This is a genomic window from Colwellia sp. BRX10-4 (assembly GCF_014077465.1).
In the GTDB taxonomy this organism is placed as follows: Bacteria; Pseudomonadota; Gammaproteobacteria; order Enterobacterales; family Alteromonadaceae; genus Colwellia_A.
The window spans coordinates 79454-103306 of the sequence record NZ_JACGVZ010000013.1 but is presented as its reverse complement, the minus strand read 5'-3'; the positions used below and the strand labels follow the sequence as shown (position 1 = coordinate 103306).

At 38.8% G+C, this 23853-nt stretch carries 16 protein-coding genes and 1 pseudogene; 15 read left to right on the top strand and 2 right to left on the bottom strand.

All coding sequences use genetic code 11. The features are described from left to right. From H4J67_RS11830 to H4J67_RS11820, 3 genes and pseudogenes are all read left to right on the top strand, one after another. Positions 1-3127: pseudogene (locus H4J67_RS11830) on the top strand (efflux RND transporter permease subunit). A 166-nt stretch (positions 3128-3293) separates the two neighbouring features. Then, positions 3294-4934: an acetolactate synthase large subunit gene (locus H4J67_RS11825; RefSeq protein ID WP_404842792.1), complete on the top strand. Its 1641-nt coding sequence runs from the start codon at positions 3294-3296 to the stop codon at positions 4932-4934. Positions 4935-4993: 59 nt separating this feature from the next. After that, positions 4994-6403 carry an aldehyde dehydrogenase family protein gene (locus tag H4J67_RS11820; protein ID WP_182172205.1) on the top strand — a complete coding sequence of 470 codons (1410 nt, stop codon included), beginning with the start codon at positions 4994-4996 and terminating at the stop codon, positions 6401-6403. A gap of 142 nt (positions 6404-6545) precedes the next feature. Here the strand turns inward: H4J67_RS11820 and H4J67_RS11815 are convergent, their stop codons facing one another. Together H4J67_RS11815 and H4J67_RS11810 are read right to left on the bottom strand one after the other, a co-directional pair. Further along, entirely contained in the window at positions 6546-7079 is a 534-nt protein-coding gene (locus H4J67_RS11815; RefSeq protein WP_182203839.1) for a hypothetical protein, read from the bottom strand. 18 nt (positions 7080-7097) lie between these two features. Beyond that, on the bottom strand, positions 7098-7319 hold the full coding sequence (locus H4J67_RS11810) for a hypothetical protein (RefSeq protein ID WP_182203837.1): 222 nt from the start codon (positions 7317-7319) through the stop codon (positions 7098-7100). A 474-nt stretch (positions 7320-7793) separates the two neighbouring features. Between H4J67_RS11810 and H4J67_RS11805 the strand changes: the two genes are divergently transcribed. From H4J67_RS11805 to H4J67_RS11750, 12 genes are all read left to right on the top strand, one after another. Continuing rightward, complete coding sequence (locus H4J67_RS11805; RefSeq protein ID WP_182203835.1) at positions 7794-9029, top strand: hypothetical protein; 1236 nt, start codon at positions 7794-7796, stop codon at positions 9027-9029. After that, on the top strand, positions 9014-9736 hold the full coding sequence (locus H4J67_RS11800; RefSeq protein WP_182203874.1) for a S9 family peptidase: 723 nt from the start codon (positions 9014-9016) through the stop codon (positions 9734-9736). Before H4J67_RS11805 ends, H4J67_RS11800 begins: the two co-directional genes overlap by 16 nt. A gap of 103 nt (positions 9737-9839) precedes the next feature. Further along, positions 9840-10733, top strand: coding sequence for a DMT family transporter (locus H4J67_RS11795; protein ID WP_182172217.1), 894 nt, complete (start codon positions 9840-9842; stop codon positions 10731-10733). A 653-nt stretch (positions 10734-11386) separates the two neighbouring features. After that, positions 11387-11881: a (2Fe-2S)-binding protein gene (locus H4J67_RS11790; protein WP_182203834.1), complete on the top strand. Its 495-nt coding sequence runs from the start codon at positions 11387-11389 to the stop codon at positions 11879-11881. Positions 11882-11887: 6 nt separating this feature from the next. Then, complete coding sequence (locus tag H4J67_RS11785; RefSeq protein WP_182203832.1) at positions 11888-14173, top strand: xanthine dehydrogenase family protein molybdopterin-binding subunit; 2286 nt, start codon at positions 11888-11890, stop codon at positions 14171-14173. A gap of 231 nt (positions 14174-14404) precedes the next feature. Further along, positions 14405-14785, top strand: a complete 381-nt coding sequence (locus H4J67_RS11780) for a VOC family protein (RefSeq protein ID WP_182172226.1) — start codon at positions 14405-14407, stop codon at positions 14783-14785. Between the two features lie 138 nt (positions 14786-14923). Next, entirely contained in the window at positions 14924-15334 is a 411-nt protein-coding gene (locus tag H4J67_RS11775; RefSeq protein ID WP_182172386.1) for a PaaI family thioesterase, read from the top strand. 113 nt (positions 15335-15447) lie between these two features. Continuing rightward, on the top strand, positions 15448-15717 hold the full coding sequence (locus tag H4J67_RS11770) for a hypothetical protein (protein ID WP_182203830.1): 270 nt from the start codon (positions 15448-15450) through the stop codon (positions 15715-15717). A gap of 426 nt (positions 15718-16143) precedes the next feature. Next, positions 16144-17598 carry an NAD(P)/FAD-dependent oxidoreductase gene (locus H4J67_RS11765; RefSeq protein WP_182203829.1) on the top strand — a complete coding sequence of 485 codons (1455 nt, stop codon included), beginning with the start codon at positions 16144-16146 and terminating at the stop codon, positions 17596-17598. 53 nt (positions 17599-17651) lie between these two features. Then, positions 17652-17966, top strand: a complete 315-nt coding sequence (locus tag H4J67_RS11760) for a DUF4144 family protein (protein ID WP_182203827.1) — start codon at positions 17652-17654, stop codon at positions 17964-17966. Between the two features lie 582 nt (positions 17967-18548). Then, positions 18549-23234, top strand: a complete 4686-nt coding sequence (locus H4J67_RS20650; RefSeq protein ID WP_182203826.1) for an RHS repeat domain-containing protein — start codon at positions 18549-18551, stop codon at positions 23232-23234. Beyond that, on the top strand, positions 23231-23656 hold the full coding sequence (locus H4J67_RS11750; protein ID WP_070376782.1) for a hypothetical protein: 426 nt from the start codon (positions 23231-23233) through the stop codon (positions 23654-23656). The genes H4J67_RS20650 and H4J67_RS11750 overlap by 4 nt, the downstream gene beginning before the upstream one ends. Positions 23657-23853: the final 197 nt, after the last annotated feature.

The window sequence follows — 23853 nt, the reverse complement described above, 5'->3', positions numbered from 1 at the left end:
ATGATCACTGCTATTATTCGATGGTCTGTTGGTAATCGGTTTTTTGTCTTACTTGCAACATTATTACTGGTGGCTGCTGGTTTATATTCTGTCAGCAAAACACCTATTGATGCAATACCAGATTTATCTGATGTGCAAGTCATCATAAAAACAAGTTATCCGGGTCAAGCGCCACAAGTTGTTGAAGACCAAGTTACTTATCCTATTACTACAGCGATGTTGTCCGTACCCGGCGCTGTTACGGTAAGAGGTTATTCATTTTTTGGTGATTCTTATGTTTACGTTATTTTTGATGAAGATACCGATCTTTACTGGGCACGTTCAATAGTTCTTGAGTATTTAAGTCAAGTTGCCCCAAACTTACCCAGTGATGCTCGCCCTCAATTGGGTCCCGATACTAAAGGCGTGGGCTGGGTATATTTGTATGCCCTAACCGATAAAACTGGTCAACATGATTTAAGCCAATTACGGAGTTTACAAGATTGGTTCTTAAAATTTGAGTTACAAACTGTGCCTGGCGTTTCGGAAGTTTCTGCTATTGGTGGCATGGTTAAACAATATCAAATACAAATTAACCCAGAAAAACTGCGTGCTTTTGGTATACCTCTCTCTCATATACAACAGGCCATTAAACAAGGTTATCAGGAAATAGGTGCATCAGTTGTTGAGATGGCAGAAGCTGAGTATATGATCAGGACAACAGGTTATATTAAAAGTGTCAGTGATTTAGAAAACATTCCGCTAGGGGTTAACGAGAAAGGAACACCGCTGTTATTAAAAGATGTTGCCGATATAGGCACAGGTTCGCAAATGCGTCGTGGTGTTGCTGAGTTGAACGGCGAAGGTGAAGTTGTTGGTGGTATTGTCGTGATGCGTTTTGGCGAAAACGCACAGCAAGTCATTAATCGTGTTAAAGATAAACTGGAAAAACTCAAAAAAGGTTTGCCCGAAGGCGTTGAGATAGTACCTGTATATGACCGCTCTGCCTTAATTGAACGCGCAGTAGATAACCTAGCCTACAAGTTGCTCGAAGAATTTGGCGTAGTCGCATTAGTGTGTATTATCTTCTTGTTTCATGTTCGCTCTTCTTTAGTGGCAATTATTAGTTTACCGGTAGGTATATTAACCGCTTTTATCATTATGCACTTGCAAGGGCTTAACGCTAATATTATGTCGTTGGGCGGTATTGCTATTGCTATTGCTATTGGTGCGATGATTGATGGCGCCATTGTCATGATAGAGAATATGCATAAGCATATGTAAAAAACGCCCTTAACAAAAGAAAATCGTTGGCAAATCGTCACAGAATCCGCCAGTGAAGTCGGGTCAGCATTATTTTTTAGCTTATTAATTATTACTGTCAGTTTTGTGCCGGTATTTACTTTAGAAGCACAAGAAGGGCGAATGTTTGCTCCACTCGCTTTCACTAAAACCTATGCTATGGCGGCTTCTGCTGCGTTAGCTATAACCTTAGTTCCGGTACTTATGGGCTATTTTATTCGCGGTAAAGTGTTAGCAGAGCATAAAAATCTGGTTAATCAATTTATGACCTTTATTTATATGCCAGCTTTGAAGAAGGTTTTACATTTTCCAAAAATAACTTTAGTTGCGGCATTAGCTGTGTTGGCTATTGGCATATATCCATTGGATAAAATTGGTAGTGAATTTATTCCACCACTTGATGAAGGTGACTTGATGTATATGCCGACAACCTATCCAGGGATTTCTATTGGTCAAGCTCGTCAACTTCTTCAACAAACCGACAAATTGATTAAAACCGTCCCCGAAGTACAAACCGTGTTTGGTAAAGTTGGTCGAGCTGAAACCGCAACAGATCCTGCGCCACTGACTATGATAGAGACTTTTATTCAGTTAAAACCTCATGACCAATGGCGAGTGGGCTTAACCACAGATAGCTTAAAAAAAGAATTTGATGCGTTAGTCAAACTACCCAGAGTAACCAACGCTTGGGTTATGCCTATTAAAACCCGTATTGATATGTTGGCAACCGTTATTAAGACACCGGTAGGCATAAAAATAGCGGGGCCGCAACTGGACGTTATTCAAGAAATAGGTCAGCAAATAGAAGTCATTTTAGCCGATGTTCCCGGCACAGCGTCCGTTTATTCAGAGCGAGTTGCCGGTGGCCGGTATATTAAAATAGATATCCTACGAGCAAAAGCTGCTCGTTATGGCCTAAATATCACAGAAATTCAACAAGTGGTAGCAACGGCTATTGGTGGAATGAATGTTACTAAAACGGTAGAAGGTTTAGATCGCTATCCCGTTAATTTACGCTATCCACAAAATTATCGTGATTCGCCTGAACAATTATCTTTACTATCCATAATGACGCCAAACGGACAACGTATTTCGTTAGGTGATGTTGCCAATATCATCTTAGAAAATGAACCTCCGGGCATTAAATCTGAAAATGCCCGACTCAATGGTTGGGCTTTTGTTGATATTGATGGCCTAGATGTCGGAACCCACGTTGAAGCGGCGCAACAAGTGATTGCTGATAAATTAATCTTGCCTGCTGGCTACTCTATTACTTGGGGCTGGACAATATGAATATATGCAACGTGCTAAAGCTAAGCTGACTTATGTGGTGCCATTAACTTTATATATTATTATTATTTTACTCTATCTCAATTTTAGGAACGTTATTGAGGTGGCGATGATTATGTGAACTTTACCCTTTGCTATGGTCGGAAGCATTTGGTTAATGTACTTAGAAGACTTTAACTTCTCAGTCGCTGTTGGCGTTGGTTTTATTGCGTTAGCCGGTGTTGCTGTAGAGATTGGGGGTATTATGTTGGTTTACCTCAATCAGGCTTACCAATCGATGCTCAATGAACACCGCTTAGAAGGCAGCATCACTAAAAAAGAAGATGTGCTACAGGCTGTTTTACATGGCGCTGGGATGCGTGTTCGTCCTGTTATGATGACTGCTGCCGCTATTATTGTTGGTTTACTCCCTATTTTATATGGCACAGGCACGGGTTCTGAAGTGATGAGTCGTATTGCCGTACCTATGGTTGGCGGTATGTTGAGTGCGGTTATTTTAACATTGCTGGTTTTACCAACGCTGTTTTATTTATGGCGATCGTCATCGATAAAATAGTGGTGATAAAAATAGCTTAGCACTGACCCTAATGTTCATCGAGGTTATGGCGTTTTAAAATAGCACCCGTACTTTTAAGTCTCTTTGATGGTAGGGTAGTTGGGTAAAGTTTTATAAACCATTGTGTACAAACTAATGAGGGAAAACTATGAACGAAAATGACAAAATAAAAGCGTCCGATTTATTTGTGCAAGCATTAGAAGCGGAAGGGGTCGATCATATCTTTGCTGTTCCCGGCGAAGAAAACCTCGATATGCTCGAGTCCCTTCGTAAGTCGTCGATAAAATTAGTGTTAACTCGCCATGAACAAGGCGCAGGATTTATGGCGGCAACTTATGGACGCTTGACTAATAAAGCGGGCGTTTGTTTGGCAACACTAGGCCCAGGAGCAACAAATTTAGCTACACCTGCGGCCTATGCTCACTTAGGTGGCATGCCCTTAATTATGATCACCGGACAAAAGCCAATTAAAAAATCTAAGCAGGGCCAGTTCCAAATTATTGATATAGTTGGCTTGTTTGACCCCATTTGCAAAATGTCTAAACAAATTGTCCATGGCAATACGATTCCGTCATTAGTGCGCGAAGCTTTCCGCCTCAGTGAAGAAGAACGCCCCGGTGCTGTGTTATTAGAGTTGCCCGAAGATATCGCTGCTGAAAATTGTACGGCAGGGATTATGACACCCCATAAACGTTATTATGCAGGTCCTAATGAGGTGGCACTCGAGGAAGCGGTTACGTTAATAAAGGCCGCTAAAATGCCGTTAATACTTATTGGAGCCGGCGCGAATCGTCAAAATGTTCGAGAGGCAATGTGTGACCTTGTTCATACAACACGTATTCCTTTTTTTGACACACAAATGGGAAAAGGAGTTGTTGATGAACGCTCAAGTCTCTTTTTAGGCACTGCAGCGTTATCATCGGGTGATTATTTACATTGTGCGATTGAACGTGCAGATTTAATTATTAATATTGGACATGATGTTATTGAAAAGCCGCCGTTTTTTATGGAGCAAGGGGGTAAAAAAGTTATTCATGTTAATTATAAATCTGCAAAAGTTGATCAAGTATATTTCCCTCAATCAGAAATTATTGGTGATCTTGCGGCGTCTGTGACTGCTTTAAAAGATAAGTTAGCAGGAGAAGTAAAGTTTGATAGAAGCTATTTTGACAAGGTAAAACTTGCCATAGATGAGCATCTTGAAGAAGGAGCTGGCGATAATCGCTTTCCTATTATTCCTCAGCGCTTTGTTGCTGATATTCGAAAAGTCATGGGTGAAAAAGATATCATCGCCTTAGATAACGGTATGTACAAACTTTGGTTTGCCCGTAATTATAAAGCTTATCAACCTAATACGGTATTACTCGATAATGCCCTCGCTACAATGGGCGCTGGTTTGCCATCAGGTATGATGGCAGCAATGTTAAACCCTGACCGACGCGTGATGGCAATATGCGGTGATGGCGGTTTTATGATGAATTCACAAGAACTAGAAACAGCAATTCGTTTAGACTTGAATTTAGTGATCACCGTGTTAAATGATAACTCTTATGGAATGATCCGCTGGAAGCAAACCAGCTCAGGCTTTGCAGATTGGGGCTTGGAATTTAATAACCCTGATTTTGTTAAATACGCAGAAAGTTACGGCGCAACTGGGCACAGAGTTACCTCTGCTGAAGATATCATTGCTACCTATGAAAAAGCATTTTCAGCGGGAGGTGTTCATCTTGTTGAACTTCCCGTTGATTACTCTGAGAATCAAAGGGTATTGATTGATGAATTGGCAGCAAAGGCTTGTTTAATATAAACCTTTTATTATAATATCGCTTGTCAGCAAGCATTTTTTAACTTTATAAAGAGCAGATTATGGCAGACTTAGACAAAAATAGTACCGCTGAAACACTCGATGTGGTTAACCCTTATGATCAAACTTATGTAGGATCAGTTCCAACGGTAACGTGGGATAAAATTGATGAATATTTAGAGACTGCCCAGCAACTCTTCAAAGATCGTAAGCAATGGCTACCTGCCTTTAAACGGATAAGTATTCTTAAAAAAGCGGCGGTGTTAATCTCACAACGAGCTGATGAATTAGCATTACTCATCGCAAGTGAAGGCGGAAAGCCGCTGGTCGATGCTCGTGTAGAAGTTACTCGAGCTATCGATGGTGTAGAGCTTTGCGCAAAAGAAATATCGGCATTAACAGGTAAGCAAATACCGATGGATTTAACTGAAGCTGGAGCGGGGCGAATTGCTTTCACCAGTAAAGAGCCTATTGGAGTTGTGGTTGCTGTTTCAGCATTTAATCACCCATTAAATTTAATTGTTCATCAAGTAGCTCCTGCGATAGCTGCAGGTTGTCCGGTGTTAGTTAAACCGGCTCGAGATACACCATTATCTTGTCAGGCATTCGTTGATATTATGCACGAAGCGGGATTACCACCTCAGTGGTGTCGCTTTATTACGTGCGAGACATCAACGTCTGAAAGAATGATCACCGACCCTCGCGTTGCCTTTTTTAGTTTTATTGGATCAGCTAAAATTGGTTGGATGTTACGTTCTAAATTAGCGCCAGGAACACGCTGTGCATTAGAGCATGGTGGCGTTGCCCCGGTTATTATCGAAGAAAGTGCCGATATTGCAGCATTGATCCCGAGTTTGCTCAAAGGTGGTTTTTATCATTCGGGGCAAGTATGTGTTTCTGTACAACGTATTTTTGCGCCTCGAAATAAAGCTGAAGCCATTGCAAAAATGCTAGCTAATGGCGCTGAAAAGCTCGTTGTTGGTAACGCTATTGACGAAACAACCGAATGTGGGCCACTAATTCGTCCCAAAGAAGTCGATCGTGTTGAAGAGTGGGTTAATGAAGCTGTGGCTGGTGGCGCAACACTTGTTACCGGCGGTAAACGCTTGGGTGATACTACTTATGCGCCAACAGTACTGCTTGAACCGCCAGTCGATGCCAAAGTTTCAAACATGGAAGTCTTTGGGCCAGTCATTTGTGTTTATGGCTATGATGACATTGACCAGGCTATTGCTCAGGCTAATTCGTTAGACTATGCTTTTCAGGCATCGGTGTTTACCAAAAATCTTGATGTTGCGATGAAGGCGATACAGGAATTAGACGCTACAGCTGTAATGGTCAACGACCATACTGCCTTTAGGGTTGATTGGATGCCTTTCGCTGGGCGCAAAAGCTCAGGATATAATACTGGAGGCATCGCTTACACTATGCATGATATGTCTCAGGATAAGATGGCCGTTATTAAGATCTAATACAGTAAGCGCTAATACAGTGAGCTTTAATATAGTGAAATAAATACTCTTTATAAAATAAAAAGCGTCTTTAGTTGTTACCAAAGACGCTTTTTTATTCGCTCTATATGCACTTTCATTAGGCGCCTAGTCATCAAATACCTTACATCGATAAATCTTCACGTAATATGTAAATGTTATAAGAAATTTCATCAAAGTGTGATGACCATCTTTGCAGTACTTTTTTAGCTTTCTTTGGACTATCTAAATGTTTAGCTAGTAATTTACTAAACTTAATTTCTGGTGGCGCCATAGCTCCATAAGTCATGTAAGGAATAGCCAGACTCATTTCAAGTGTGCCATTGACTCTGTCATACCATAACCAATTATATGGCCAGTTTTCTTTTTTAGCCGCATCACTAATGATTTTCTTATCTTTTTCTAAAGCTTCGCTGTGTCCTAATTTCAGCTGATAGGTATTAACACCGATATATTTATAAGTAACATCTGCTGGCCAATGACTGTTGTTTAAATCATTTTTAGCGCGGTGGTGCTCATAATGAGAAATATATTTACTGACATTTTCACGCCAGTTTTCAGAGGCTTTCGCTTGAATGTTCCACTGACGGTAATCATCAAGCTCTGACCAAGTATTACAACAAGACCGAACGATGTAAGCATCCATATTTGCCCCCATATCTCCTTGATAAACAGACTAGCTTCTTGGGTCTTTCATTAATTTTCGATAGGCAATGTGGTCTATAAACGATTGTTCAAAATTAGCTATTTGTCCTGGTTTTGGTACAAATAACCAAACATTAGCAATGTTTTTTACTGATTTTTCTTCTGCACTTACCGGTACTGACACCCAAGTTAACAGTAAGAACAAGGTTAATAATACAAAATAAAATAATATTACTTTTAGATTTTTAGTCATGTTAGCTTCCTTTATATGATTGTTCATCTATGACAACCGCCAACAACTAAATGGAATATGGAAGAGTAATAATAATACGAATTAGTCGTATTATTATTTGAGTTGGTTTATCAAAAGCGTAGGTGAACAATTAAATAAAAGCCATTTTTTGAGGCATGTTCATGCAATGATTTTGTGCTTTAACCGTTTGAGTTACTGTTACTTCGCTTGTTGTCAACGGCAGAAATTTTGCGGCTATTTTTACTTCACTATTTTATCCAAGAAAGAGCGGTATGGTTAGATATGCTTAATAAAAACTCATTTTATTATAATAGCTTAGCTATAAATGCTGTGGTAAAACTGTCGAATAAATATTGCCCTTTATGAAAACACAAGGATACGATAAACAGAAATATAATAGTAAAAGGATGTTCTGTGTATTCCCAAACAAAAAAAATACTGACATTAGTCTTCATGTTTTTCAGTTGCTGTACCATGGCTCACGCGTTGGAAAATAACAATATAGAAAACAAGCTAGCGTTAAAAAACCTCGATATTAATACACTCTTTGAGGAAGACGATTACCGTGATGTTAGTTTATCTCCCGATGGTAAACACCTTGCTTTGATCCAAGATCAAAAAGGGACGCCTGTTCTTATGATCGTTGCTGTTGATACGATGAAAGCGATTAATCAAATTTCTTTTGCCAATAAAGACAGTGTCGGTCAATACCGATGGGCAAATAATGAAAGATTACTGGTTTTTCTTGCCAGTAAAAAAAGAAATCAAGAGAGGAAGGGCTACTATGGTGAAATTTATAGTATTAATATTGATGAAGATGAAGGTAACTTTATTTTTGGTGTCCGTTCACTTGTTTGTCGAGGAAAAATAAGAAAATGGACTAAAGACCACGACTACGAAAAACATTTGGCACACCCTGAAATAATCAGCATGTTAAAGGATGACCCTGAACATATCATTATTTCAACGTCACAATATAATGATAAAGGTATCTGGGTTTTTAAGTTAAATATATATGAGGGTCAAATAGAAACGTTAGCAAAAATAGATGATAGCAAGGCAAACCATCAAACGACTCAGCTAGATTACTTCGATGAAAGCCAAGAGTTATGGTTTAGCAGCAACACGGAAGATGATGATATTACTATCGCGCGTTATGATTTTGATGATGAGTCTTGGTTGTACTACAAACCTAAAAATGCGAGCACTAGCTTGTCAATTATCAGTAGTTATAAAGATCAAAAGCAACTGGTGGTAAGTGATTATTGTGGTAACGATACTATTTCTATTTGTTTATTTAATCCAAAGACTGAGCAATTATCGACGTTATATACCGTCGATGGTTATGATACCAACTGGCTTTACTTAGATAATAAAGATAGACCTTTTGTTGTCTCTTACTTTGACGAGTACCCCCAATATAAAATTTTAGATAAAAAGCATCCTATGGCTGAAAAACTTTCAGACTTCTTAGAACAATTTGCCAGTTATCATATTAACGTTAGCTGGGATCAGACATTTGAGACAAAAGCCTTAATCTCTCTTTCGAGCGATATTCAACCAACCTTATGGTATTTATTTGACGGTGAAACCAATAAGTTGAGCCACGTTGCACATAGCAAAAAGGGTATTGATACTAAAAAATTACATCCGCAATACTCGTTTAAATTTAACGCGAGAGAGATAACACCCCCATTCAAGGATATATAACCTTACCAACAAAAACGACGACTGCCACAGTACCTGCTGTTGTTTTAGTTCACGGTGGCCCTCACGCTCGAGATTATTGGGGATTTAATCCTGAAGTTCAATTATTAGCTTCGAGAGGCTATGCGGTGGTTCAGGTTAACTATCGTGGTTCAACAGGTTTAGGTTGGAAATTTGAAGCCGCTGGTTTTGGCCAATGGGGAAAGAAAATTCAGTATGACATTTTAGATGGCATCAATTATTTGGTCGACAAAAAATACATAGATAAAAACCGTCTCTGCATCATGGGCGCAAGTTTTGGCGGTTATAGTGCTATTCAAAGCAGCATTATTGCACCGGATCTGTTTAAGTGTACTATTGCTCGATCAGGGGTTTATGACTTGCCATTATTGGTTGATCACGAAGAGCCTGAGGTAGCGAAAATATTAATTAAAAGAATCGGTCTAGAAAGTATCCAAAAAGATCATTCACCCATTCATAAGATTAATTTATTAAAAGCGCCCGTTTTATTAGTGCATGGCACCAAGGATGACAGAACGCCTTTAGAGCAAGCAGAAGTATTACTTAAGCAATTAAAACAGCATAACAAGTCGTATGAATGGTTTGAAATTGAAAATGAAGGGCATAATTTTTATAAGTCTGACAACCGAATTATATATCATGAAAAAGTGCTTCAATTTCTAAACAAACATAATCCGGTTACTTTATAATGGCTACTCTATTGTGCACAATGTATAAGGGAGACTTACTGGCTAATTGCAGCCAAGATATTACCTAAGTCAGTAATCTAGTGTTTTTTAAGTGGGATTTTTCTTGAACATCAATTTTATAAAAATTATTGCGAGTACTATTTTCGCCCTTTTAGCGTTTGCGGCAAACTCTGTGTTATGTAGGTTAGCATTAGGCGATAATGCCATTGATGCAAGCAGTTTTACAATTATACGGCTTCTTTCTGGCATTATTATATTAATTCTTGTGCTGCAACTAACACGTAAACCAAACGAAATTAAACCTAAATCAAAAGGCAGTTGGTTAGCAGCAGGTATGCTCTTTATTTATGCTATCGCTTTTTCATTTGGCTATATCTCGTTAGATACAGGAACAGGCGCACTGATTCTATTTGGCGCAGTACAAATAACGATGATTATGGCGAGTGTAATTTCAGGAAATAAACTTCATTTCACTGAATGGGGAGGACTCATCATTGCGTTTTCTGGCTTTGTTTATTTAATCGTGCCTAGCCTAGTAACACCATCATTTAAAGGCTTTATACTGATGGCTGTTTCAGGTATTGCTTGGGGACTTTATACCCTTGCCGGCAGAACATCTAAAAATCCACTCAGTGATACCGCCTATAATTTTATGAGAACGTCTCCTTTTATTTTAATACTGATAATTTTTGGACTTAATGATGCTCATATAACACCAATGGGGATATTACTTGCGGTATTGTCTGGTGCTGTAGCTTCTGGCATAGGTTATTTTGTTTGGTATATAGCCCTGCGGGGACTCTCTGTTACACAAGCCGCTGTTGTGCAATTGTTTGTACCTGTTATTGCTGCTGCAGGCGGAATAGTATTTGCCAATGAACTCATTACATTACGTTTGGTTGAGTCATCCGCTTTAGTACTTGGTGGTATTTTAACGGTGATTTTAGGTCGATACTATTTTGTTCAGTTAGCAGCAAAGAAGCCCCCCATCACTTAATACATTTTTTATTAGCATCCAGCGCTATTATTGCAACGTTAGCGTCTTAGCTTAGCATTAAGCTACATCACCATTGATAATCGTTTAACCGCCTCATTAATGCACCCGATAAACTCGAGGGTTAGGGGTATTGATCCACATCACTGTGCAGCATCTCACTAAAGCTCAATAGTACTGAAATAGCTCAATAGTACCGAAATAGCCCAATAGTACAGTTATAGGGTTCGATCGTATGCGACATTCTTAAACTAAGTGACTACAATTATAGTAATTTTTTACTATTGTACCTTTTTGGTGGTAGTGATCCCGTTGAAAACAGCGCTAATTCTGATGGCGAACGCTTAGCTTAGTTTAATATTCTCCCTTAATGAGGAAAAATAAACCTAAGGTGCTAACCTATGAAGGTAGTAATAAATATTACTGCTCAAACTTTTAATTTTTTAGGTATAAGTTAACTATAAATAAACGCATCATTATATAATTATCAATAAGTTGTTCAAAAGTTTATCTTAAGCTACAAATTTGCGCTGTTGAAAATAATTCAATCTGTTAATACAGAGATAATCAGAAATAAAAATCAGCTACTTTTATAAGTGGCGTACTTAATAAATAAATGAGTTGATAATTTTTTAGCTCAGTTTGGAGAGAAAGTTATGATTGCATTCAAGTTAAATGGGAAAAATGTTTCCTCTACTGCAGAGGAAGACACGCCTTTATTATGGGTTATCCGTGATGAGTTTGGTTTTAAAGGCACAAAATTTGGCTGTGGTATTGGCATGTGTGGTGCTTGTACTGTACATATCGATGGTGCGGCGATCAGAACCTGCTCTTTTCCATTAATAGCTGCCGTAAATAAAAATATCACCACGATTGAAGGTTTAGACAACAAACATCCATTGCAACAAACCTGGATCGATGAACAAGTACCTCAGTGCGGTTACTGTCAATCTGGACAAATTATGCAGGCCGCAACTTTGCTAGCCAGTAATACTTCCCCAAGTGACCAAGAAATTGTCGATCATATGAGCGGCAATTTATGTCGTTGTATGGCCTATATCCGTATTCAAAGCGCCATTAAAAGTGCTGCAGATGTTATGTCAGCCGATGTACAAACTTTTGATCCACGCTCTTCAACCCAACAATCATAAAGGCGCATGACAATGCAAAATATTAAAGATGCAAAAAATAATGTCAGCTTATCTCGTCGTCGTTTTTTAGTTGGTACGGTCAGTAGTACATTATTAATGGCTTTCGCACCCCTAGCTAGCGCCGCCAATATTGGGCAAAGCCCACAAGAAACGCTGAAAAATAAATTATTTTCGCCAACTGTATGGTTTGAAATTAACCCACAGGGCGATGTGAACATTAATATTGCTAAGGCAGAAATGGGGCAGCATATTGGTACGGCACTCGCACGTGTTGTGGCGGATGAGTTAGGCGCTGATTGGTCTAAAGTCTCTATTACTCATGTAGACACTGACCCTAAATGGGGTTATATGGTCACGGGCGGTTCTTGGTCAGTATTTCAAACGTTTAAGCCACTTTCTCAGGCTGGGGCAGCCGGTCGTATTGCGCTAATAGAAGCAGCGGCAAAAATATTGAATTGCCCAGCGGAGCAATGTCGTGTTGAAAATGGTGCGGTAATTTATCAAGAACAATCGTTGAGTTTTGGTGAAGTCGTCACTCAGGGCACCTTTAATCGTGTCTTTACACCAAAAGAGATTGATGCATTACCCTTAAAACCAGCCAGTAAAAGAACATTAGTTGGCAAGCCTAGTTTAGCCCTCGATATTCCGGATAAAACCAATGGCTCGGCGGTTTATGGTATTGATGTTGAGTTGGAAGGGATGGTTTATGCTCGACCTATTGTTCCACCAACACGTTATGGCACTAAGGTCACCAATGTTGATGATAGTGCGGCTAAAAAGGTTAAAGGTTATCTTGGCTATCATATTTTGCAAGACCCAAGTGAAAACATTCAGGGCTGGGTGAGTGTCGAGGCCGATACTTATTACGGCGCGATTAAAGCCGGCGATGCGTTAAAAGTAAGCTATCAAGCGGGTAAAACTGCCAAAGTTAGCGAGCAAGATATTATTAAAGAAGGTGAGCGTTTAGTTGCTGATGAAAACGAAGGTGGGTTGTTTATTAATGACGGCGACTTTTCAGCGGCGAGTGCTAAAGCAGATAAATCTATTAATGCTGTTTACCGCACGCATACCGCGTTACATTTTGCTTTAGAGCCAGTTAACGCAACGGTAGAAGAAAAAAATGGTCTGTGGCATGTTTATACCGGTAATCAATGGCAGTCGTTAACTTTGCCAGCGATCGCTAAAGCGCTACAAGTTTCAGATGAAAATGTTGTTATGCATCAGCAATACCTCGGCGGTGGTTTTGGTCGTCGTTTATTTGGCGATTATGCGATTCCTGCTGTATTAACGGCTAAAGCCATTGGCAAACCGGTAAAAATGGTCTTTACTCGCGAAGATGACTCTAGATTTGACCAACCAAGATCGCCCTCGGTTGTTTCGTTTCAAGCGCTATTTGATCAAAAAAATAAATTTACTGGCATGCAGCACGCACTTGCTGCAGGTTGGCCAACCTTATCGATGGCGCCAGGGTTTATGCCTGAAAGTTTAGATAATAAAATTCGTGTCGATATGTTTTCCACCAGTGGTGCAGATCATTGGTACAGCATGGAAAACCATCGTGTGCGCGTGGCTAACAATAGCCTAGCACAACAAACTATGTTGCCTGGTTGGTTAAGATCCGTAGGGCAGGGTTGGATTGTTTGGGGATTAGAATCATTTATTGATGAAATAGCGCATCAAAGTAAAATGGATCCTATTGATTTTCGTTTATCCATGCTTGATGGTTTAGGAAAGCAAGCGGGTAAAGCACCAGAAAGTGTTGGTGGTGCTAAGCGTTTAGCTCATGTATTAACTAGGCTTAAAGAAAAGACCGCCAATGTTAAGTTAGGAAAAAATGAAGCGATTGGTGTTGCGATAAGTGCGGGACAAGAACGTACCATGCCAGCTTGGATGGCTTGTGCCGCTCAAGTACATGTTGAACCTAGCTCTGGAAAAATCACGGTTAAGAAATTGACTATGATTGCTGATGCTGGCGTTATTATTCATCCTGATGGCGCTTTAGCTCAAGTACAAGGGTCAATGCTATGGGGAACAAGCTTAGCATTACACGAACAAAGTCCGATAGAAAATGGTCAAGTAAGTAATATTAATTTAAACACCTACACTCCATTAAGAATGAATGATGTGCCTGAGCTTGATATCGAATTTGTAGAAAGCGAAGAGTTTCCTGTTGGCTTAGGTGAGCCTGGCGTTGTGTCAATAGCACCCGCTATCGCCAATGCTATTTTTCAGATAACAGGAGTTAGAGTACGAGATTTACCTATTAAGTCAGCGGCGTTAGTAAGTACATAAAATATTATTAGTTTTATGAATCGCTAAGATGACCAATAAGACAGATGGTCATAGGTAATAATAACAAAGCCTTTTGTGTCGATAATACGTCACTAAAGGCTTTTTTTATAAGTGAGTAAAAGATAAGGTAGTACTTAATTTACTTATTAAATTGGCTAGCCAACAATAAATATTATAGCCGACAAGTTCATTGGCCCTTAATGGCCTGATTAATATTAACGGGGAGAAAAAATGTTTAGTCATATAATGATCGGTGCAAATGATGTCGCACAATCAAAAGTTTTTTATGATGCCATTCTTGGTGCCATGGGCCACGAGCCTGGTGTAATTGACGGCAAAGGTCGTTGTTTTTATTTTACCGAAAATGGTGTTTTTGGGCTAAGTAAGCCGATAGACGGGAAGCCTGCTAGTCATGGTAATGGCTCTACTATTGGTTTCGCAGCTGATAGTACCGCTATTGCTGATGCATGGCATGCAGCGGGTGTTGCTAATGGTGGTCGTGCGTGTGAAGACCTTCCGGGTGTAAGAGATGGAACGATAGGTAATATTTATCTCGCTTATTTACGTGATCCCTCAGATAACAAAATTTGTGCGCTTCATCGAATCGTTTAAAAATAATTGTTAATTTTCACTATCATTACAATTCATAAAAGTAAGGGTAAAACAGCTTGAAGCATGTCCGAAATAGTGACTTTTAGACATCTTACAGCCAGTAGTATTTGCCCTTGGTTTAGTGTTTTTTGGAGAACTATCTTGGCGACTAAGCAAGAAGTAACAGACTTTATGAGGACAGAGTTTCCGCAGGCCAAGTGCATTGTTGAAGCTGTTGGAGAACAATCAGCAACAATAAGACATACCGTAGGTTTTGATGAATTAAGGCCAGGTGGAACTGTATCTGGCCCCGTGTTAATGACTGTTGCCGATTGTGCTCTATATGTGGCTATTCTTGGTGAAATAGGCATCGTTTCTCTTGCTGTGACCACCAGCTTAACCATTAATTTTCTGAGAAAACCCTCTTCAAGCAAAGATATTATTGGTAAATGTACCTTACTAAAAATAGGGAAGTCACTCATTGTTGGAGAGGTATCCTTATACTCAGATGGTGATGTAAACCCTGTAGCTCATGTTGTTGGAACTTATTCAATACCTAAAGCTAGATAAATTAAATAAGTCTATAAAGAAGCAGGGATAATTATCGATCGAGCCTCATTTTGTATTACACTATTATCAACAATGACGTGTTACTTGACCTTCTGTTATGTCTTTAGGAACTTATGAAAAAAAATTCTATCCCACAGTTTATTGGTGTCATCATTAGTTTTGTTGCTATTTGGTTAGTTAACGATTTCTTTTTGGTTGATCAATGCTTAGATAATAGTGGTAGCTTCAATTACAGCAAAGGTGAATGTGTATTAGTAAATGGTGAAATACAAGCATCTGATTTAGGGAAGTACTTAATCGCCATCTATTTTTTTATGGGCTTATTAATTGCGTTGTCGGTTTCAATACTCATTCAAAAAGTATGTAAAACAGAGCAAGAATAAACACTATCGACTGGTACTTTAATTGGCTATTAATTACTCCGTTATTGGCGCTGGTACCATATATGCTGAGCTGAACGCTAAAATATAGGTAACATATTATACGATTACAAGTCGCTACGTTAAGTGGCGTATTTATAGAATATTGAATCTATATGTCCTGCTGTTCTTTCACTATAGCGTTAATGTTTTCATCAAATGAATGTCTTCTTGATAAAAATCAGTCTAAAATCCTAGCCCATCAGTTTTTTCTTGCAAAATTATGGCTAAATAATTGTCGCTATTATTAATTGCAACGATATAGTAAGCCATTAAATTGTTATAGCCTTAATGAAATGTACCGCTTTGCATTTAACCCCAATATGAGTTGTTAACACGAATCTTTTACGCAAAAGTGAAGTTAAAATCAGGTCAAATAAACAGGAACTTATGAAGTTGAACAACGAAGAAATTAATTGGGCCGTTTGTCAGCAGTGCCAAGGGCTTGGTCAAAAAAATAAAAGACCACGCAAAAAAATGCGACTTCAGTATCAGCGTCAGTTGGATGAATTTGAACAAAAACAAAGTGAAGGTACACCTCCAGTTCGTCCTAAGGGACATCTATTTGATTGTTTAAATTGCAATGGAACTGGCCTTATTCAGGCGACAAATATTACCATCGCAGATAAAGAAAACTATCCGCACATTGCTATTATTGGCGGCGGTATCGGCGGTGTTGCACTAGCAGTTGCTTGTTTGCACCGTGGAATTCCTTTTACGCTTTATGAAAGAGACAATGGCTTTGATACTCGCTCTCAGGGGTATGGATTGACATTACAACAAGCCAGTAGAGCGATAGCAGGGCTTGGCATTTCTTTATTAAGCCAAGGCGTTATTTCAACTCGGCATGTTGTTCATACCACCACGGGTAAAATTATTGGTGAATGGGGGATCAGAAAGTGGCATCCCTCTGCGGTGAAATCGTCGGTTAAACGCACCAATATTCATATCGCTCGCCAATCTTTGCGATTAGCTTTACTTAAGCAACTCGTTGGTGACAACCAAGTAAAATGGTGTCACCAATTAGTAGGTTATAAAGAGTCGCTGGCGGGAGGTGTTGATTTGAGCTTTCAGGTCGAAGGTGAATTGAAAAGCGCCAAGGCCGATCTTGTTGTTGGCGCCGATGGTATTCGCAGTTTAGTGCGAAAATTACTGATAACTGATGATAAAACACCTCTACGATACTTAGACTGTATTGTTATTTTGGGTATTTGTCCTTTGGCGGCACTTAAAGGACTTAAAAGTTCACTGCTGGACTCAGCGACTGTTTTTCAAACGGCGAATGGTAATGAACGTATTTATATGATGCCTTATGCGTCTGACTCTGTGATGTGGCAACTGAGTTTTCCTATGCCTGAAGCGGAAGCTAAGGCATTAAGCGCTAAAGGTCCTCAGGCACTAAAAGACGAAGCGTGTCGAAGAACTCAGTGGCATGACCCCATACCACAAGTTGTAGCTGCTACCTTGGTGGCTCAAGTTTCTGGTTATCCCGTGTATGATAGGCCATTACTCGAAGCTGAATTATTGCAGCAAGGGCAACAAGCTACGCTCATTGGCGATGCGGCTCACCCGATGAGCCCATTCAAAGGACAGGGAGCCAATCAAGCGCTTCTCGATGCGTTGTCGCTTGCACGAGGCATATCGATAGGATGTCGGCCATTATCTCAATGGAGAGATGTTGGCATCAGGGAAAGTGTCCTCAATGAGTTTGAAGCAGAAATGCTGGCGCGCAATGCCTCTAAAGTGAAAGATTCTGCAGAAGCGGCAAAGTTCCTACATACCGACACTGTGCTTCATGAAGGTGATGAACCCAGGGGCCGTTGCCTTCAAAGAGATGACTCGTAAGTAAACCTTGACTGAGCAGGCTTGTTTTTCCGTTATATTTATAGAGAGTTTTTATGATCTGTTGGCCATGTGTTTTAAAGTTAGAAGGCGAAGATGAGCTTACTTATTTAGCCTCTGCGCTAGATTTTATTTCAGAATGTCAGGATTTAATTCTTAGCGATGAGGATTATGTTATAGATTCTATGGGGGTTTGCTATTTAATAGAATGTGTATCACAACAACGAGTGCTAGTTAAAACAGAGCGAACAGTCATTATAGCGGAAGTTTTAGATTTGATCCGTGCTCATGAGTTTAGTAAGGCGGAGCTTTGTCTCACTAAAATATATTTCTTAACAGTAGCAGATGCTATTAATTCACTACGCTATTAAATCAAAGTGAACAGCTAATGAGTGGTACAACTCCAGAAAGCCTATCTATTAGGATTAATTAGCGATTATTTTTTATATAAAACATAACAAATGCCTATTATTACGCGCTATCATTTATTTAATAGCATCATCATTTTGTTAATTAACTCATGATATCAAACACGTAAAATTATTTTATAAATACGCCTTTTATAAAATTTTATACACAGCCATAACTTTATTTCTTTTCTCTTATTAATGTCTACGCATAAATTGCTTTAGCGATATTTACCAACTATATTTGTTTTATGTTTACGTTATATTAACTTTTTGTTTGCTTATTTGTATGAATAATATACAGCTCGTGATACCCATACAAACAAGTAAACAAAAAGTTATGCGAATATTTCATTATTTGAAATTGGAAAACTTAAGCATTTACAGCTTTAAATAAAATGAAATAATCTTTTAACCAGCGTTCGAAAAAGTAGATTAGGTTGGGTGTACCTGGTTAATTTATTGGCTGTCTTTTAACTTTTATTTATAAGTTATTAAAATAAGTAACTGAATATTATTGTAATTATTAATAGATAAGGGATTTCTATGAGATATTTAACGATAGCATTAATTTTACCTATAATGGCAATTGCTAAACAAATTCCATTCAATGAAGCAATGACTGCGGAAATTACTTCAGCAATTGTTAGCCAAAACTTACCAACAACGCACAAGTCATCAACAAAAATGTCTACTTTAGCTCCTCCTAGCGGTGGTGATCCCGGAGACGACCCTGGTGGGGATGCTTATGGTATTGCCAATGAAGATATCTTAGCGCGTATGTCTGTAAAAGATTCTGTTACGCCTTATACAACCGACTTACTCGGCGAGCATATTGACCTTAACTCTGGCACGATTGGATTTAGCCATACTGATTTGGTGGCTAAAGGGATTGGCCCCGACATTGTCATAGCTCGAAAATTCTATCCTGAAGCTGCCGGTTTAACTGCTTATAATTCAGCTTTTTTTGATGATTGGTTACTTGAAATCCCCGCGATTCATACCACACTACTTTTTAATGGTTCTCGGTATTCAGGTTCATGGGGAATAGGCAAAGAATGCTCTGGTTCCTTAAACCCTGGCGGAATTTCTGATCATGGTAACGTGTTTGAATCTCATGAATACTGGAACGGTGACTCTCTTATTTTACCCGGTCGGCAAGAGAAGTTAGTTGAAAAAAACGGTAGAAAAACAAAATCTAATTGGAAGTTCGATTGTTTTACTCGTTCAGGAGGCAATGGCGAAGGCTTTATCGGTCACTCACCCTATGGGCTTAAGTACACTTTCAACAAAATGAGATTAATATCCTCTAAGGGTATTTATCGAGATTATAAAGTTACTTCTCGGTATCAAGCCTTTATGTTGGCTTCAAAAGTAGAAGATCGTTTCGGTAATTGGATTCAGTATAATTATTCTGGTAACAAGCTAACTTCAATAACGTCCAGTGATGGCAGAACAGTTCTTATGACTTATGGAACGGGATCCCATCTAAATCATATTACTAAAGTTTCTTATAACGGACGTCATTGGACATATTCATATGGGAGTTCGGAAGGGCTAGATTCTGTCACCAGACCTGATGGTAAAAACTGGGTTTTTGATTTAAGCCCATATAGAAATGCTAAACCAACTGTTGGTACCAGGAACGGTGACAAAATGGATGATTGTGCATACACCATAAATTATACACCAAAAAACAGTACTGCAAGTATCACACACCCTGATGGTGTAACTGGCACATTTCAATTTGAAGGAAAAGTTCAAGGAAGAAGTAACACGCTTGAAACCACTACTAGTAATAACGGTCCCTATATACAACCACAATGCTACGCAACCATGTCTATTATTGAAAAAGTGTTAGACGGACCGGGAATGTCCAAGATGACATGGAATTATGATTACTCTGAAAACACAGGTTTTGCCGCTAATGAAAATATCCAAAGTAGTATGTTATTAAAGGGTACATTACCGAGCAATATCAATAATAAAGATTATAAATGGACACAAGTAATAGCTCCAGATAACAGTCGAACAAAATACTATCATAACCGTGATTACTCCAGTTACTTAGACGGTAGCTTAGCCGCTGTAGAAGAATTTGATACAAACGGCGCGATGCTGCTCCAAACAAAGAAAACATTTACTCGTCAAAATATCGGTAATGTGGGATTTGAGTTAAGCAGTGGTGTTGCTCATTCAAACAGAGCGTTAATTGCTTCTGAAGTAAAAGAATACTATAGAGTAGGTGGTAAAGATGTTTTTACTCACCTAACCAACTCATATGATATTTATGGTAACCCAACGCAGGCACACCAATACAATGATGCTAATGGTAACAAACATAAATATATTCAAACCACCTATAATAATGATCCAACATACTGGCTAATTGGTCGGCCATATCAAACAAAGGTCTTTAACGGTACTATTTATGAAGAAGTAGTAAAGACGACTTATCACTCTGCTGCGGGGATCTACAAGTCACAACCCGCTAACCAATACTCATTTGGTCGTTGGCATACCAATTACACCTACTTATCGAATGGTCTACCTAATAAAATAACAAGAAATGCCAATAATCAGTGGGTAAAATACTCAAATTATTATCGTGGAATTCCTAGAACTATTCAGACGCCTAAGAGCCGCAGTACAGTTTCTCAATATGGTTATCGAATAGTCAATGCCAATGCTCAGGTTACTCGAGTAACGGATTTTGAAGGTAACTGTGAAAACTACAGCTATAACACTCTAGGGCGGTTAACCTTAATAGACCCTTGTGACGAAGAATGGTCAAATACCAATATTTCATATTCACAGTCATCAGGTGGTATTGGCGTTCCAGGAACAGTTTCAGGTATGACGGTTCAAACGGTTAGTCAAGGTGACTACCGTAAACAGACTTTTTATGATGGACTATTGAGGCCGTTGGCCGTAAAAGAGTGGGATAACGGCGATAGTAGTAATACAACAAGGTATGTAAGAACAAACTTTAACTACTTAAATAAACCAACTTTTCAAAGTCAGCAGACAAGTTCTGCGTCTACTTATTATGGTGTTAATTACAGCTATGATGGATTAGGGCGTCCAAAGGCGGTTAATAACAATGCCATTTCAGGTCAAATATCTTATCGATATTTGGTTAATGACAAAGTAGAAGTTAATGATAATAAAGGCAATGTTACCACAACCACTTATTTGTCTTATGCATCACCTAGTCAATCAATGCCTATTTTAATTAACTCACCCGCTGATGTTAGTACAAGTATGGCCTACAATATCTACGGTAATGTTAGCAGCGTTAGCCAAGGCGGAGAGCATGAATACCGCGTTTATGATGATTATCAAAAGCTTTGTAAAGTTGTTAGAGAGGATGTTGGCCCGAGAGCTTATTCATTTGATAGTGTCGGGCAGTTAAGCTGGAAAGCTTATGGAACGTCGATTAGTACTAGTACCACCTCGTGCGTTAGTTTAGTAAGTAGTTCAAATAAAACGAATTACGTCTATGGATACCGAGGAAATACTATTTCAGAAACATATGAGGATGATAGAGCAAACAAAAGCTTTTATTATGATAGAAATGGTCAGTTAATTACCCTTAATACCGGAAGTGTTGCTAATCATTATTCATACAATAGTTTAGGGGGATTGGCCTCTGAAAGCTTATCTATAGACGGGAATACCTTCAACTTAATTTATCAAACGGATAATTTAGGTAATCAAAGTTCAATCACTTATCCCAGCGGGCAAGTGATGAATGTCAAGCATAATGCGTTAAGTCAACAATTGCGAGTGGGTAATTACGCAACGAATGCTAAGTATCATGCATTAGGTGCTATTAAGTCTCATAATTATAGCAATGGTTTTGTGTATTCTGCTACGCTAAACAGTGCTGGCTTACTTGCTTCAACCTATGATTCAAGAAGTGGCACTTATGCGATAAAACAAGCCATGACCTACGACTCAAATAATAATTTGACGTTCTGGGATGACCAAAAAAATAATGCCTATGACTTAAAAGCAACCTATGACGGGCTTGATAGGTTAAACCTGATCACCGATAGTTACTCGGGTACCGGAGATGTTAATTACGACACCAAAGGTAATATTACCTACTATAAAATAGGTTCTAAATCGATTGGGTATGCTTATGACAGCTTAAACCGTTTAAATTACACCACAGGAAGTAAATCATATAACTTTCTTTACGACAGTAGAGGAAATGTCACTTCAAATGGTCATGATAGCTTTTCGTATAATGTTGCCGGTCAAATGGACGAAGCAAGTGGCAATACTTATGTTTATGATGGCCATAACCGAAGAGTGAAAACAAACGATGGTTCAGGCTTAAGTTATTCGATGTACAGCTTATCTGGTCAGCTAATGTTTAGAAAAGTTGGTGGGGTTAACACAGATTACTACCGTTTAGGTGGTAAATTAGTCGCCACAAAAAATGCCAGTGTAGAATTCATTCATACTGACTATTTAGGCAGTCCCGCTGCATTTAGTAACTTAGCGGGAGTGATTATAAAAACTCTACACTATCAACCTTTTGGTGAAACGATTGGAACACAAAGTGATGATGTAGGTTATACCGGACATAAGTTCGATACTGATATTGGCTTAAGTTATATGCAAGCACGATACTATGATCCAGTGATTGGGCGGTTTTATTCGAATGATCCTGTTGGGTTTAACAATGTTCATAACTTTAATCGTTATGCTTATGCAAATAATAATCCGTATAAGTATACTGATCCTGATGGGAAGGCTTCCTATTTGGTTAGCAAGGCATTAAGCTTTACAAGTTCAGCTAACCACAACTTTATTGTTTACAATGCAAAATCTATAGGTGACCCTTTGGCTACAGTGAGGTCATTCGGTGATACTGGTAATGACAAAATGGGCGAAGTAAATTCTGATACACGAGGGTTTTCAGAAGGTACTTCTGATTCAGATATGGAAGCTTGGCAAAGTCTAAGTATTGAAGGTTCAGAAGTTACTTATCGTAAGATTGATGCAACGGACGCGGAAGTTGCTAAGATTACTGATTCTGTGCAAGGAGGCCAAGAATATAGTGCGGTGCCAGAAGTACAAGGTGGTGTAAACAGTAATTCCGCTGCTGGAGCGATTGCTAAGAAAGCTGATGGGGGGTATTCTTTTGTAAATAACGGTATAAGCCAACCCGGTAGCACAGTTCCTGAAAGAGTTGGGTTTAAGGAGAAAGATAAATGAGAATTAGACCTCTCTTATCAATATTATGTTTTCTGTTTTTGAGCTACCCTGCTTATCTATGGTTAACTTATATTGATGAAACAGTTACATCTGGCTCAGCATATGGTTTGAAGATTGGAGCAAATAAGAATAATGTATATAAATCACTTGCAAGATCTCTGAGCCAATTTAAAGGTGATGGAGACTCCGTATTTATTCAAATTAAAGTAACTACTGAAACAGCTAAAGATTTAGCAACGAAACCAGATTTTAATGTAATGGTTGAACCGTTATTTCATCCAATAGGTTTTTCTTCATTTGAAAAACAGGATACATGGTCTTTTTACGTGAATGCGTCGTATTTTAACTCATTAAAGCTGAAGTTTTGTGAAGAAAAGTTATGTGAAATACATAGGCACAGAAAGTATTTTGAACTTCCTTAGAAATACTTAGAAAAATAAAAGAGGTCGGTGACACTTGAGAATAGATCTTATTTGCTATTGTCATTAATCAGCTATAATGAACGGGGTATTCACTATCGAAAGGAGTCGATAATGCTCCATAAACCATGCCACTTTTTAACGAATGTTCACTATCATGTTATTAGTCGCGGCAATAATCATAATGTGTGCTTTTTTGC

Coding starts and splice junctions, on each gene's coding strand:
- H4J67_RS11750 (WP_070376782.1), top strand. CDS start 23,231: ATGAGAATTAGACCTCTCTTATCAATATTATGTTTTCTGTTTTTGAGC.
- H4J67_RS11760 (WP_182203827.1), top strand. CDS start 17,652: ATGATCTGTTGGCCATGTGTTTTAAAGTTAGAAGGCGAAGATGAGCTT.
- H4J67_RS11790 (WP_182203834.1), top strand. CDS start 11,387: ATGATTGCATTCAAGTTAAATGGGAAAAATGTTTCCTCTACTGCAGAG.
- H4J67_RS11770 (WP_182203830.1), top strand. CDS start 15,448: ATGAAAAAAAATTCTATCCCACAGTTTATTGGTGTCATCATTAGTTTT.
- H4J67_RS11820 (WP_182172205.1), top strand. CDS start 4,994: ATGGCAGACTTAGACAAAAATAGTACCGCTGAAACACTCGATGTGGTT.
- H4J67_RS20650 (WP_182203826.1), top strand. CDS start 18,549: ATGAGATATTTAACGATAGCATTAATTTTACCTATAATGGCAATTGCT.
- H4J67_RS11785 (WP_182203832.1), top strand. CDS start 11,888: ATGACAATGCAAAATATTAAAGATGCAAAAAATAATGTCAGCTTATCT.
- H4J67_RS11765 (WP_182203829.1), top strand. CDS start 16,144: ATGAAGTTGAACAACGAAGAAATTAATTGGGCCGTTTGTCAGCAGTGC.
- H4J67_RS11810 (WP_182203837.1), bottom strand. CDS start 7,319: ATGACTAAAAATCTAAAAGTAATATTATTTTATTTTGTATTATTAACC.
- H4J67_RS11815 (WP_182203839.1), bottom strand. CDS start 7,079: ATGGGGGCAAATATGGATGCTTACATCGTTCGGTCTTGTTGTAATACT.
- H4J67_RS11805 (WP_182203835.1), top strand. CDS start 7,794: ATGGCTCACGCGTTGGAAAATAACAATATAGAAAACAAGCTAGCGTTA.
- H4J67_RS11780 (WP_182172226.1), top strand. CDS start 14,405: ATGTTTAGTCATATAATGATCGGTGCAAATGATGTCGCACAATCAAAA.